This is a genomic window from Runella sp., from assembly GCF_965279615.1.
Taxonomy (GTDB): domain Bacteria; phylum Bacteroidota; class Bacteroidia; order Cytophagales; family Spirosomataceae; genus Runella.
Genome location: NZ_OZ257252.1, coordinates 7913745 through 7927950, shown reverse-complemented (window position 1 = coordinate 7927950; position 14206 = coordinate 7913745). Strand labels below are relative to the sequence as shown.

At 44.1% G+C, this 14206-nt stretch carries 11 protein-coding genes and 1 riboswitch; of the genes, 5 read left to right on the top strand and 6 right to left on the bottom strand.

Going from position 1 to position 14206, the window contains the following annotated elements; genetic code table 11:
- Window positions 1-909 carry a helix-turn-helix domain-containing protein gene (locus tag ACQY73_RS33645; protein WP_428659063.1) on the top strand — a complete coding sequence of 303 codons (909 nt, stop codon included), beginning with the start codon at window positions 1-3 and terminating at the stop codon, window positions 907-909.
- Window positions 910-1099: 190 nt separating this feature from the next.
- On the opposite strand, the gene ACQY73_RS33640 is transcribed toward ACQY73_RS33645, so the two are convergent.
- Window positions 1100-1420 carry a DUF721 domain-containing protein gene (locus ACQY73_RS33640; RefSeq protein ID WP_428659061.1) on the bottom strand — a complete coding sequence of 107 codons (321 nt, stop codon included), beginning with the start codon at window positions 1418-1420 and terminating at the stop codon, window positions 1100-1102.
- A gap of 150 nt (window positions 1421-1570) precedes the next feature.
- A riboswitch (SAM riboswitch) is annotated at window positions 1571-1696 on the top strand.
- A gap of 113 nt (window positions 1697-1809) precedes the next feature.
- On the opposite strand from ACQY73_RS33640, the gene ACQY73_RS33635 reads away from it, so the two are divergent.
- The 3 genes from ACQY73_RS33635 (at window position 1810) to ACQY73_RS33625 (ending at window position 4895) form a co-directional block, all read left to right on the top strand.
- Window positions 1810-2883, top strand: a complete 1074-nt coding sequence (locus ACQY73_RS33635; RefSeq protein WP_428659058.1) for a homoserine O-acetyltransferase family protein — start codon at window positions 1810-1812, stop codon at window positions 2881-2883.
- Window positions 2884-2914: 31 nt separating this feature from the next.
- Window positions 2915-3946, top strand: coding sequence for an aminopeptidase (locus tag ACQY73_RS33630; protein WP_428659055.1), 1032 nt, complete (start codon window positions 2915-2917; stop codon window positions 3944-3946).
- Between the two features lie 160 nt (window positions 3947-4106).
- Window positions 4107-4895, top strand: coding sequence for a DUF3108 domain-containing protein (locus tag ACQY73_RS33625; RefSeq protein WP_428659053.1), 789 nt, complete (start codon window positions 4107-4109; stop codon window positions 4893-4895).
- Window positions 4896-5101: 206 nt separating this feature from the next.
- Here ACQY73_RS33625 and dnaB read toward each other — a convergent pair whose 3' ends face one another.
- Complete coding sequence (gene dnaB / locus ACQY73_RS33620; protein ID WP_428659051.1) at window positions 5102-6703, bottom strand: replicative DNA helicase; 1602 nt, start codon at window positions 6701-6703, stop codon at window positions 5102-5104.
- A gap of 102 nt (window positions 6704-6805) precedes the next feature.
- The gene (locus tag ACQY73_RS33615) at window positions 6806-7855 is read right to left on the bottom strand and encodes a glycosyltransferase family 9 protein (protein WP_428659048.1); all 1050 of its coding nucleotides are present in this window, start codon (window positions 7853-7855) and stop codon (window positions 6806-6808) included.
- A 227-nt stretch (window positions 7856-8082) separates the two neighbouring features.
- On the opposite strand from ACQY73_RS33615, the gene ACQY73_RS33610 reads away from it, so the two are divergent.
- Window positions 8083-8466 (top strand): DUF423 domain-containing protein, encoded by a 384-nt coding sequence (locus ACQY73_RS33610; RefSeq protein WP_428659046.1) that lies wholly within the window; start codon window positions 8083-8085, stop codon window positions 8464-8466.
- 79 nt (window positions 8467-8545) lie between these two features.
- Here the strand turns inward: ACQY73_RS33610 and ACQY73_RS33605 are convergent, their stop codons facing one another.
- From ACQY73_RS33605 to ACQY73_RS33595, 3 genes are all read right to left on the bottom strand, one after another.
- Window positions 8546-11500 carry a glycosyltransferase family 117 protein gene (locus ACQY73_RS33605; protein ID WP_428659043.1) on the bottom strand — a complete coding sequence of 985 codons (2955 nt, stop codon included), beginning with the start codon at window positions 11498-11500 and terminating at the stop codon, window positions 8546-8548.
- 147 nt (window positions 11501-11647) lie between these two features.
- The gene (locus ACQY73_RS33600; RefSeq protein ID WP_428659040.1) at window positions 11648-12268 is read right to left on the bottom strand and encodes an NUDIX hydrolase; all 621 of its coding nucleotides are present in this window, start codon (window positions 12266-12268) and stop codon (window positions 11648-11650) included.
- Window positions 12269-12415: 147 nt separating this feature from the next.
- Entirely contained in the window at window positions 12416-13993 is a 1578-nt protein-coding gene (locus tag ACQY73_RS33595) for an NAD(P)/FAD-dependent oxidoreductase (RefSeq protein ID WP_428659037.1), read from the bottom strand.
- Window positions 13994-14206 lie beyond the last annotated feature (213 nt).

Below are 14206 nucleotides of genomic sequence, written 5' to 3'. Positions count from 1 at the left end.
ATGGCAAATACACCACCCTACAGAATAAAATCCATTATCGAAGGGCATCGGATGATGGGGCTTGAAAAACCTCATCATCCGCTTATCAGCATTGTGGATGTATCTCAATTTAAAAATCATTCAGACATCAATGCGGTAATCTTTGATTTTTATGCTGTTTCGTTAAAGCGGGGCTGTAACAACTTGTTGTACGGACAACAGAAATATGATTTTGATGAAGGTTTGATGGCATTTATGTCACCAGGGCAAATATTGCGCGGCGAAGAAGGTGGAATACCTCCCAAGCTTCGAGGTTGGATGTTATTCATCCATCCCGATTTTTTGTGGAATACGCCACTTGCAAAAAAAATAAAACAGTACGAATACTTTGGTTATGCAACCAATGAAGCATTGTTTCTATCGGACAAAGAAGAAACACAAATAAACGGCATCATTGAAAATATAAGAGAAGAATATAAGGCCAATATTGACAAATTCAGTCAAGATGTAATCATTGCACAGTTAGAACTTTTGTTCACTTACGCACAAAGGTTTTACGAACGCCAATTTATCACCCGAAAAATTACCAACCATAAAATAGTAGAACGATTGGAAGCTGTTTTGACCGACTATTTCAATCATGAAAATTTACTTTCCAAAGGATTACCCAGCGTTCAATTTGTAGCCGACACACTCAATATGTCCAGTAAATATTTAGGCAGTTTATTGAAGCAATTAACAGGACAAACCACGCAACAACACATCCACGAAAAGCTGATTGAGAAAGCGAAAGAAAGGCTATCTACCACCGAATTATCGGTAAGTGAAATTTCTTATGAATTAGGTTTCGAACATTCCCAATCATTCAACAAATTATTTAAGACAAAAACCAAACAAAGTCCACTGGAATTTAGAGCGTCATTTAACTGACCGACAAAGCCCCACCTTCACAAAGTCAAAAAACGTTATACTTGCTAAGAATGACAGAAGAAATTACAGTACGTCCGGCAACCCAAGCCAATTTTTGGAAGTCGTCGAACTAAATCATGGTGCCGCTAAAGATTGTTTTGAATGATTCAGCAGATGTTGTTACAACCAAACTCATTAAAAGGCGCTATCATCAAATAAACACAATATCCGTGATCAACTCATACCCAAATGAGTCATTGAGCGATTGAATGAGTTTGCGTTTGGCGATCACCAACTCGTTGGCCAACGGAGCCGAATCCAGTCGTAAGAACAGAATCTTATCTTTTACATAAATATCAGAAGTACGGGAGGCGATCTCTTTTCCCACCAATTTTTCCCAGTAAACTTTCACCGAAGACTCATCAAACTGCGGGCGAAGACGATACATCTCCAGCATTTTGTTGATGGCCTCTCCCACAGTAGTTGCCCCCGGACGCCGAGCTGCGTTCTCTTTTTTAAAACGATAAACCATAATTTTGGGTAAAGTTTCCTACACAAAGCTACGATAAGGCGCAGAAATTTGGGTTACGCTAACGAGTTTTTTCTGAATTATTTTGGATTAAGCCCGTTGCGCCGTAATATTGCACCATCAAGTCAGTTGCTTCTCATACGCACAGCGATTGATTTATAAAGAAGGGGGGAGAGAATAGGCTCCGCGAACCTCTGGCAACCTGTTTCCAAATACACGAGATAAGGTGCTAATTCCTACCTAAGCGGTCGCAAAAACGACCCTCAGGGGATATAAATCGAAACATTCATGTTAAGATTCCCGGAAAAACGAATGCGCTTTCAGCGCTGAATACACGCTGTCACCTTTTTATTAAGGTGAGCCGGGCAAGTGCTATCCCTTTGATTTTGAAAATGAAAAGCAACAAAACCACTTTTAATTGTTTTTTACCCTTGGCCATTCATCTATTCAAATATCCTTATACGTTTCCATTGGAACTGGGCGGCGAATTATCGGGCTTTCAGTTGGCATACACTACTCATGGTACGCTCAATGCCGACGGCAGTAATGTTTTGTGGATCTGTCACGCCCTGACGGGAAGTTCTGACCCAACCGATTGGTGGGATGGTCTGGTCGGCCCGGGATTGTACTATGATCCCAAGCATTGGTTCATTGTCTGCGTAAATGTACTCGGCTCACATTACGGTTCTACCAATGCTTTGAGTATCAATGCCAAAACAAAGGAGCCTTACTACCGCACTTTTCCGGACATCTCTATTCGTGATAATATTTACGCGTTTGAATTGCTCCGCGAAGAGTTAGGGATTCAACGCATTCATACCTTAGTGGGAGGTTCGTTAGGCGGGCAACAAGCCTTGGAATGGGCTATCATCAAACCCGATTTGATCGAAAATCTGGTCTTGGTTGCCACAAACGCCCTTCACTCTCCGTGGGGAATTGCATTCAATGAATCTCAACGAATGGCCATCAAAGCCGACCCAACCTGGCAGGAAGCTCGCCCCGATGCGGGCATCGAAGGGATGAAAGTAGCGCGTTCGATTGCGCTGCTATCCTACCGCAATTACGATACCTACGACTTTACTCAAGCCCGTGACAGCAACGAACAAACCGATAATTTCCGTTCTGCAACGTATCAGCAATACCAAGGCGATAAATTAGCCAATCGATTCAATGCGTTTTCGTACTGGACGCTGTCGCGCACCATGGATCTGCACAATGTAGGCCGCAACCGCCCGAGCGTTACGTATGCCCTTTCACAAGTACGGGCGCATACATTGGTGGTTGGTATCAGTTCAGATATTTTATTTCAACCAAGTGAGCAGAAATTTTTGGCAAGACACATTCCCGACGCTGAATACCAAGAAATTGATTCCCTATATGGGCACGACGGCTTTCTGATCGAATACAAACAGTTGAAACAGATATTACAGGCTTGGTCGGCAAAAGCGGTTCCGCAGGGACGTTAGCCGTTTTCGCTCATTAACTTTCTTTATAACAATGCTCAAAAAAGTCCTTCTTGCCGTATTATTTGTATTGATCGTGCTCGGTATTTTTTATCGGGAACTGATCAGTTATGGGTTTATACAGGCCAAAGGACAACTTCATATTTTGTTCAACACTCGCCCGGTGGCTGAAGTTTTAAAAGACCCTACTCTCCCCGACTCACTCAAACAACGGCTGAAATTAATCGGCGAGATCAAACAGTTTGCGGTAGATTCGCTCGGATTGGATTCTTCCGGAAGTTATACCGAATTTTATGATCAGGGAGGAAAACCTATTTTATGGGTACTTACCGCTTGCGAAAAATTCAAAATGGCGCCCAAAGAATGGAGTTTCCCCATCATTGGCACCTTTGCCTACAAAGGTTTTTTTGATACAACACGGGCTCACATCGAAGAGAAAATTCTCAAAGACACGGGTTATGACACCCAAATCAATGAAGTGTCGGCGTGGAGTACACTGGGCTTTTTCAAAGATCCTGTTTTGTCTTCCATGCTATACCGAGGCGAAGGAAGCTTAGCCAATCTTATCATCCATGAAATGACGCACGGTACATTGTTCGTCAAAGATAATTTAGAGCTAAACGAAAATTTGGCCAGCTTCGTCGGGGACTATGGTGCGGTTCGTTTTATGAATGCCAAATACGGCAAAAATGCCCCTCAACTCGAACGGTATGAGTTTCGCAAGCAATACAATGACGCGCTGAGTCAACACATTGTACGCGGTGCCAACCAATTGGACAGTCTCTACAAAAGTTTTATTCCAACGCTTCCTGCCTCCAAAAAAGACAGTTTGAAATTAGCCCGAGTTCGGCAAATTGTAACCAATTCCGATACACTTTTGGGAGGCTTAATTGGCAAAAAGTATCCGTGGCGCGGCAAAAAACTCCCCAATAACGCGTTTTTTATTGGGTACCTTACATACCATTCCCAACAAAATCAGTTCAATAAAGAGTTTACCGAAAAGTTTAAAGGAAACTTCCGTAACTATCTTTCGTACTTAAAAACGAAATACCCAACCTCGTTTTAAGGGCAATTTTGAACTTCTAAGCGCGTTTTATTGTAAAAATGGAGTGCATACGACTTGGTGTACCTAATTCGCCCGTTAAAAACCTTTGAACGTTTTTAATCGTACGTTTAGAAGAAGACCTCAGCGTAGTAATTGCCGTGCTAACAAAAACAATTAATTTATGCTTCGACACAGTGTCATAGCCATATTGGTTTTGCTTATTTTTCCAGCCTTTCATGCCAAAGACTCTTATCGCCGTGTGCCTCAGACAAGTTTTGGCGCAGGCGAGCATTTTGAATACAGAGTTCACTACGGAATTTTCAACGCGGCAGATGCGGTAGTAGATGTAAGCCCGCAAATTCATTACGTTAACGGCCGTCCCTGTTTTAAAGTCAACATTGTCGGTACAACGTTGGGCGCGTTCAGTTGGTTTGCCAAGGTGCGTGATGAATGGCAATCCTGGATGGATACTTCGGCCATTGTATCACAAAAATTTTACCGTAATATTCAGGAAAACAATTACCGCAAAGTAGAAACCACCGTATTCAACCATGCTACCGACGACGCCGTTGTGACCGATGAAAACGGCACTAAAAAGTTTGACGTTCCCGATCATATACAGGACGCCATCAGTGGCTATTTCTATTTAAGAACGCTGGATTTTACAAAGTTGCAACCAAACGACGTGGTAGATGTACCTACGTTTCTGGAATCTTCGGTTTATAAATTAAAAGTAAAATACCGGGGAAAAGATAACGTCAAAACGAAATTCGGGAAGATAAAAGCGTTGAAGCTAACGCCTATTATGCCTGATAATCAATTATTTAAAGGAGAAAACTCAATTCGTATCTGGGTTTCCGACGACGCCAACAAGGTTCCCATTAAGGTCGAAGTTGACCTTTGGGTCGGGTCGATGGTCATGGAGGTTCGTTCCTTCCGAGGTGCCCGTAACAACTTCAACTGGTACTGATTCGTCTTCGGCTTCCATTGTCCACCAAAAAGATTCTTCATCATTGCTTTGCTTTTCGTTCCACTCCTTGAACGAATCGTTGAATGTTTTCAGGTTGATGCACATGGTGTTATTATTCATTTAATCCTATAAAACATAGAAGACCATAAAAGTTCTCTCTATAATTTCTTATATGAACTTATATTCCTTATATGGGTAAAGAATAATTAAAAAGGAGGCTCTTCAGAAGGATTGGGCGGCGGAAAATTCATGGCTCCCAAATCATTGGCTTTACTGCGGAATGTCCCACCTGCGGCAGGCGGAGATGTTTCAAAAGAAGCAGGAATAGTGCCGGTGTTCAGAGGAGCATTATTACCGGGATTCGCAGAATAGTAACCGTCCAGATCGGTAAATTTTGTGTATTTACCAATAAAACGTAATTGAATGGTATCGAGTGAACCACTACGGTTTTTAGCAACGATCACTTCACCGATGCCTTGAGTCGAATTACCGGCTTCGTCTTGCGTAAATCCGTAATAATCAGGTCGATATAAAAACAATACCATGTCGGCATCTTGCTCAATAGAACCTGATTCCCTCAAATCGGACAATTGTGGCCGCTTATCGCCGCCACGGGTTTCAACCGCACGACTCAACTGCGACAACGCAATCACCGGTACATTCAATTCTTTGGCTAAATTCTTGAGTGCCCGCGAAATAGACGCAATTTCCTGTTCGCGGTTTCCTCCGCCTTTTCCCCCATCTCCCTGCATCAACTGCAAGTAGTCGATCACGACCATTTTGATATCGTGCTGTTGTTTGAGGCGGCGGCATTTGGCGCGCAATTCCAGGATAGAAAGCGCGGGAGTATCATCTATAAAAATGGGTGCACGCATCAAACGGTCAATGCGTTGGTGCAATTGCGTCCATTCGTGCGGAGCAAGATTTCCTTTTTTAAGTTTTTCGCTGTCAAGTTCAGCCTCCGCCGAGATCATCCTGTTGACCAACTGTACAGACGACATTTCCAACGAGAAAATCGCAACCGCATGATTGAAATCTACGGCTGCATTGCGCAAAGACGAAACTACAAAAGCCGTTTTTCCCATTGCAGGGCGAGCTGCCAAGATAATTAATTCGGTTGGTTGCCATCCCGATGTCAATCGGTCTAAATTTGTAAATCCGGATGCAATGCCCGTCAATCCATCTTTTTGTTCGCGCCGACGTTCGAGTTCTTTGAGGGCCTCGTTCATGAGCGTACCCATGTCGGCGTAGTTCTTCCGAATATTGGATTCCGAAATTTTAAAAAGCGACTGCTCTACCGTATCAAGGAGATTGAAAACATCAATAGTATCTTCAAAAGCGTCCTGTAAAATCTTGGATGCTACCGTGATCATCTCACGCTTCATGGCCGACTGCGCCACTACCCGGGCGTGGTATTCGATGTTGGCCGCAGAGTTGATCTTGGTCGTAAGCGATGTAACGTACTGTGCTCCTCCTACCACTTCAAGTGTACCGAGTTGACGCAATTGGGTCGTAACCGTCAATAAGTCAATGGGTTCTGAATTAGTAAAAAGGGTGATAATCGCAGTGTATATTTTTTGATGAGCTTCTTTGTAGAAACTCTCAGACTTTAAAATATCAATAACCGCATTGAGTGCGTCTTTCTCAATCATTAAAGCGCCCAACACTGCTTCTTCCAACTCAGTAGCCTGCGGAGGTAACTTACCCATACCTGCACCGCTTTCCAACCAACGATTGCTGGTATTGGCACGCGGGTTAGCCGCAGGCAGGTTTTTTCGAAGGAAGTTATGCGATTTATCAGTGTCCATAAGGCAAAATCTACTACAATGATAAGCCAATTTTTACGATTCTGAAAGTGCTTTTAGAAACAAAAATTTGGATTTTTCTTTAACTCATTGACAGCAAATGTTCTACAAAACAGATTCTGCCTTCGGAATTCCTGCAAATATTGTTTCTATCCGGGCCTGTACCAATGTATAATTTAACGCCGCGCAGGTCTTTCCGGGCTCGCGAATAAACAAAGCATTTTTGCCATTTTGGTAATTCCCCGAATATGGCATGTATGAGTCAAAGTTGTTTAACCGGCCAAACAATAATATACCGTACGTACCAACGGCATTGGCCAAATGCGCAGGACCGCTGTCAATACCAATAAAAAATTGTGCCCGGCGAATGATCTCGGCTGTTTGCAAAATAGAAAATTGGCCGCAAAGATTCAAATAATGTGAATTTGTGGTGTTTATAACATTTTTAAGACCGATTTCAGCCACATAATATCCTTTTTCCAGCATCAACCAATTCACCAATTTATGCCAGTTTTCCACTGACCAATCTTTGGTAGGATAATTGGAACTGCAATGAATCACGATCAGTTTTTCAGGAAGCCCTAATGTATCTACCTGTGCACGGTCTGCATCATCAATGTATACGCGGGGAGCATCGTCAACGATAGGTAATTCGGCGCATTGCTGGAAGATAGTAAGCAGATTTCCTTTCTCAAAATAGTTAAAAACAGTAATATCTTTTTGAGCAGCCACTTGATTTTTGTGTACATGTTCACTGATCGGATCACGATTACTCTGCCAAAACTCCAGGTTATGTACTCTATCAAAAACGCCTGATTCACACACCAATTTTCGCCGTAACACTGAAGGTTGCGCCCACACTTTATCTATTTCGGGATGTCTTTCCACCAATTCTTTGAACACAGGCCGAACAATCCACACAATATACGCATTGGGGGTGAGCGCTCGCACCTGACGGGCAATCGGCTCCGCAGCTACAATGTCTCCAAAATGTTCAGTACGAAGGATGGCTACCAATTTTTTTCGGCCCATAAACGAAATTTTAAGGGCAAAAAAACGTGCAATTGTCCCCCATGCCCGCACGTACTCACCCAATATATAGGTGTATTTACGATAACGATGAAGCCATAAGGCCTTGAAGGCAGAAAAATTCATAGAGAGTTAAGGCTTACTTCTGCGTTGTGTAAGGTAAGTGTCAACGCAAAATTAGGTTAAAAACGCATTTTTCGGTGCTGTTAGTATCTGTTTTGTTCGTTCCCTTTATTATTCGGAGTCTTTTAGGATACATTTTTAGCGAAAATCATACCACACCTCCAACAATGTTGTCTATTTTTGGGACGGTTCTTATCATTAATCAGCGATTCAAACTTTAGTTTACATTGATGGCAAATAAATTCTTTCTTCAGGCCGGCGCTGTTTTGGGCGTGTTAGGTGTTGCTTTAGGGGCTTTTGGAGCGCATGCGCTCAAACCCACTCTCGAAGCTTCCGGACGCATGGATACGTTTGAAACGGCCGTAAAATACCAGTTTTACCACGCTCTTGCCCTCGTATTGATCAGCATTCTACTCCAAAACGCGGCCATTACTTCCGCGAAATGGTATAATTGGGCAGGCTACTCATTTTTGGGCGGTGTTATTGTATTTTCAGGCTCATTGTATACCATCTGCTTTACAGGCATTAAAGCATTTGGAGCAGTCGCTCCCATTGGCGGCACGTTGATGATCGCAGGTTGGGTTTTGCTGTTTTTAGGCGCAATGAAACAGTAATAATTTTTCTAAAAGTTTCAATAAAAACGGGTAGGGAGAATGTCTCCCTACCCGTTTTTATTGAATTCAACCAAGTCGTCTATCCACCTAATGCAGTCATGTATTGCTGCAACAGGGTCTCGTATTTCTTGGCTTGTGCTTCCTGTTTGCCTTCACGACACGCGTTGGAAAGCGTTTGCAGGATGTACAATTGAATATTGGTGTCCTGATTTACACCGTGTTGCTGGTTATATTTAAGAATTTCTTCCGCACGATGACTCATCACTTCCGCAATTTCGAGCGCCTTTTTAGTTTCACCCAACGTAAATAGGTAGTTCACATAATTGGCCGTGATCTGGTCGTACGGAATGGTTTTATCCGGCATTTTGGTCAGGATAAAATTAAGTGCCTCTTTGGCCTTCGCCGTTTTTCCTTCACGAATCAACTGATCCACCAAACGCATAAAGGCAATGCGAGCCGAGAATGCCGGCGAACCTTTGTACGTTCCGTCGTAATAAGAATGAACGTTATCCAACTCTCTCCAGAATGTTTTCTTCATAAGGTTGTTGGCCATGATATCGGTGTTTACGTAACCATCTGACGCACCGGGAACACGAACGGGTAACAAACGATAGGCATACCCTTCCAACTGCATGAATTCTTTTAAATTCAGGTAGTTATCATTGGTCAATGTTCCTGAGAAATAAATAGGACGTTTCCAATCGTTGGTGGCAATAATGTCCAACATGATCAGATCCGATTTGTAAAGATCACGTTTGCCCATGGTCCACTGCATGGTGTCCTTCACGAATGTCGACAACTCAGGCTTCAGAATGTTCATCTTGCGAACTTCGTCCGGGTTGATGCCCAACACCAATACCGAAGATGGCAAAATGCTGGTCATTTCGCCGCTGGTCAACGGAACCTGAATGGCTGCATTGTTTTGTTTTACCAACGCCATGTATTCTTTGAGGTTAATACCGTTTTTGACGGCAGGCATCTCGTAAAAAGGCACAATGTCATTTTTACCCGCCGCGAAGTTTTCGTAGTCCAACGAGATCGGCAAAGGATCCGACTCGTACGTTTTGCGCTTCATTTGCCCAATGTACCAATCTGTACCCAACAAACTCAGGTTACATACCCGAACATCGGTACGGAAACCTTCCACTTCCTGTACGTACCAAAGCGGGAAAGTATCGTTATCACCACCCGTAAACAGGATCGCATTGGGAGCGCAGGAATTCAGTAAGTTTTTGGCAAAATCAACGGAGTGATAACGGTGACTGCGGTCGTGATTATCCCACCCTTTGGCGCCCATCAGAAGCGGTGCCGACAAACCGATAACGGTTGCCAAACCTGCACGTACAGGGGCTGATGGAAGGAGTTTGGTCAGAAAATCATAAATGAACATGACCCCCAAACCGATCCAGAACGCAAAAATATAGAACGAACCTACGTAGATATAATCCCGTTCGCGCGGCTCGACCGGCGGTGAGTTGAGGTACACTACCAACGCAATTCCCATCATCATGAACAGTAATCCGGTAACCAACAGATCCTGCTTACGACGAAATGCCTGCCCCACAATACCTAAAAGCCCCAATAAAAAAGGAATCATGTAGAAATTATCACGGGCACGGTTGTTTGCCATTACGTCCGGAAGTCCTTTGCTTGTATCCCAGGGACGCAATCCGCCGGCCCCTTCTTCATCGCTTTCACGCCCGACAAAATTCCACAGGAAATAACGCCAGTACATGTGGCCGAGTTGGTGCGAGAAGAAAAACGAAAGGTTATCGCCCATGCTTGGTTTTTGCCCTTCGGCCAATCCCAATTTATCACGGTACAATTGCGGGTGATTCATTTGGTTGCTGTGCACACGAGGGAAAAGCATTTGCTGGTTTTTCTCGTACACATATTCCGGACGATAATCGGCAATGATGTACTTACCGTTTGCTTTACGGTAAATAGGTTCACCGCGTTCCGAATTGACCGGACGAGCCGTAAATACCGGTCCGAATAACAACGGACGACTTCCGTATTGCTCGCGTTTCAGGTACGAAACGTAGCTGATCACATCGCTTGGATCGTTTTCGTTGATCGGAGGATTAAAGTTTGAACGAACCAATACTAAGAAATAAGAAGCGTACCCGATCAATACAAAGGCAAAAGAAAGCAATGCCGTATTCCACACTTCTTTTTCTTTTTTGGCGGTATAGCGAATTCCCCATACCAAAGCGCCGATAAACGCTACAATAAAGAAAACGATACCAACTGAATAAGGCGCACCTAACGTGTTAACGAAGAAAATCTCAAATTTTCCTGCCGTTGAAGGAAGCCACACAATGACGCCGGAGTTAATAATAACCAACACGATCAATCCACCCACAAAGGCAGCGATGCCGCCCCACATCGTAGGTGTTTTGTATTTTTTGAAATAATAAACCAAAGCCAAGGCAGGAATGGTCACCAAGTTCAATAAGTGGACCCCGATGGAAAGACCTACCAAATAAAAGGTAAAAATGAGCCAACGGTTGGCCGCGGCATCGTCTTCGATACGTTCCCATTTCAGAACGGCCCAAATAACGATGGCGGTAAAGAACGATGAAAGACCGTAAACCTCAGCTTCCACTGCTGAAAACCAAAATGAATCAGAATAAGTATACGCCAATGCTCCCACAAGTCCCGAGCCTACTACGGCAACGGTATCTCCCAAGCTGAGGTCTCCGTCTTTTTTATCCAACAGTTTCCGAGCCAACAACGTAATGCTCCAGAACAGGAATAAAATGGTAAATGCACTCGACATAACGGAAACCAAATTGACCCAATAGGCTACTTGGGTAACATCACCCATTGCCAACATGGAAAACAACCGTCCGATGAGTAAGAAAAGAGGAGCGCCGGGAGGGTGAGGTACTTGTAGCTTGTAAGAGCAGGCAATAAATTCGCCGCAATCCCAAAAACTGGCCGTACGTTCAACAGTGAGCAGGTAAGTGACCAGCGCTACTGCAAAAACAAGCCAGCCGGTTAGGGTGTTAATTCGATTAAATTTAGACATATAGTGAATATTGGATGTTAGGTTTTGGAGGGGAATTGCCGAAAAAAAAATATTCTTTTCCCCTTAATTATCCAAAGGCGAGCCAAAAATAGCAAATTCAGCCTAAAGGCTACGAACCTGCCTTCTTAAAAGTTGTTAAATGAAGCGTTATTGTCGAATTACGGTCAGAAGTTCACTGATCATCATAGCGGTTGCCCCCCAAACTTTATGGCCCTGAATATCATAGAATGGCGCTTCAACGGTAATGCCCCGTACATCAAGCTCGGTAAACCCCACAATGCTTTCGTCCATGAGTTCTTCCAGATTTACTTCCAATACGGCTTCTACTTCGCGGGGATCAGGATAAAAATCAGGCTTATACATTAATTTTCCTACCACGGGCAACACATAAAAATTACTGGGAGGAATGAACAATTCGGTGAGTTGACCCAATACCTGCACATCCGCCGCTTTTATACCGATCTCTTCCTGGGCTTCGCGCAGGGCTGTTCTGATGAGGTTTTCGTCGGTTTTCTCGTAACGTCCGCCCGGAAACGCCATTTGACCGGCGTGTACACCATCGTATTTAGGGCGCAAAATGAGGGGGGCAAAGATTTGGTCACGGTAGGGGTAAAACAGAATCAATACCGCCGAGCGTCGCGTTTTTTCGTTGGGCTGAACTTTGAGTTTCAATCGTGTTGCAGATGCCATCTTAACATGTGCTTCCGGCCCCGGCAAAGGTTGTCGGAGTTGGGTATCAAGCGTACTGATAAAATCGTTAAAAGGCATTGGCCGGTTTAGAAAGATAAAGAATCTGTTAACTCTAATTAGGCTAAAGTAATAGATAGTTCATAAACTAACCATTTTTGGAAAAACAATTTATCAAGCGTACTGTTTTTCGGAAAAATCAAAAACAATATACCAAAACGGATAGGGTTATTTTCCGTACCGATTTATCAACTGTTCGGCAACGAATGTACCGTCCAAGGCTGCCGACATGATCCCGCCCGCATAGCCGGCTCCTTCACCGCATGGATACAGGCGATTGGTTTGCACATGCTCGGCCGTTTCGCGATGACGCGGAATACGTACCGGCGACGAAGTGCGACTTTCTACGCCTATTAATTGACCGTTATTGGAAACATACCCATTCATTTTTCGGCCAAAATCCTGCAAGCCCTGCCGAAGCGGCTCGGCAATATGATCGGGCAGGTATTCACGCAAGTCCATCGACAAAAGCCCGGGCTGATAAGACGTATCCAATAATTCAGGAGAAGTTTTTCCTTTCACAAAATCCAACACGCGTTGCGCAGGTGCTGTTTGCCTGCCTCCTGAAACAGCACACGCTTTTTGTTCAATTGCTTTTTGCAGTTCCAACCCGGCCAGTGCTCCCAATGATTGATAAGGCTTTAGATCAATTTCTTCGATACTGACCACCATGCCCGAATTGGCAAAACGGGAATCACGACGAGAAGGTGACATACCATTGACCACCAATTCTCCCGGAGCGGTAGCCGCCGGCACAATGAAACCTCCCGGGCACATGCAAAAGGAAAAAACACCGCGTTGCACATTTTTATGGTGCGATTGTGTCACCAAACTATACGAAGCCGCCGGCAAATAAGCCCCGCGATCAGGACGATGGTATTGCAGAGAATCGATCAATTGTTGGTCATGTTCAATGCGTACACCAACGGCAAAAGGCTTGCTTTCGATCAGTACATTTTTGGCTTGACATAATTCAAAAATATCCCTTGCTGAATGTCCCGTTGCCAATATAACGCCAATGCCAACGAACTCACGCCCATCGGCCGTCACAACACCTTTTATTTCAGACTGTTGGTTAGTAAAAATAAAATCGGTGACTTTGGTTTCAAAATGCACTTCTCCGCCCGCATTGAGAATACTTTCGCGCATATCAGCAATGAGCGGCGGAAGTTTGTTGGTTCCGATGTGCGGATGCGCATCGTACAATATTTCTTCGGCGGCTCCGTGCGCCACCATAATTTCCAAGATTCGTCGTACGTCACCGCGTTTGTTGGAACGCGTATATAGTTTTCCATCCGAATAGGTTCCTGCACCGCCTTCGCCAAAGCAATAGTTGGAATCCGGATCTACAATATGGTCTTTGTTGATTGCGGCCAAGTCCCGCCGACGGGCGCGAACATCTTTTCCTCTTTCCAACACTATAGGTTTGTAGCCTAACTCCACCAATCGCAGCGCCGCAAACATTCCCGCCGGGCCGCAACCTACAATGACAACCGCAGGTTTTTGTGACACATCGGGGTATTCTTTTTGGTAAGAAATAACGGGCGGCGGCAGCTCATCCGCGTAAATATCAGCCTGTACATTTACTTTGATCTGACGCGAACGCGCATCAATAGATTGCCTGATTTTACGAACCGTCAGCGCGTCAGTAGCCTGAAGGCGAAGGGTTTGGACAATATATTGCTGAAAAGCCGTTTCGTCCAATGCCGTTTCGGGCGGCAGTGTTAATTGAAGTGTTTGGTGCATCGGAATGTGAAAGGGAGTTAACCTTTAATGGATGCAAAGGTACAGAAAAGGAACATCAGGCAGTAAATCCAACGCCGAAATCTATGAAAAACGCTTTATTGCTATTTCCGAAACAAATGCACTACCTCAATCATAATCAATATAATAATACCCCATTCCAACCGTGTACTTTCGCGATTTTGCATGAGATCGGTAAACAATGCTGATGTTTTA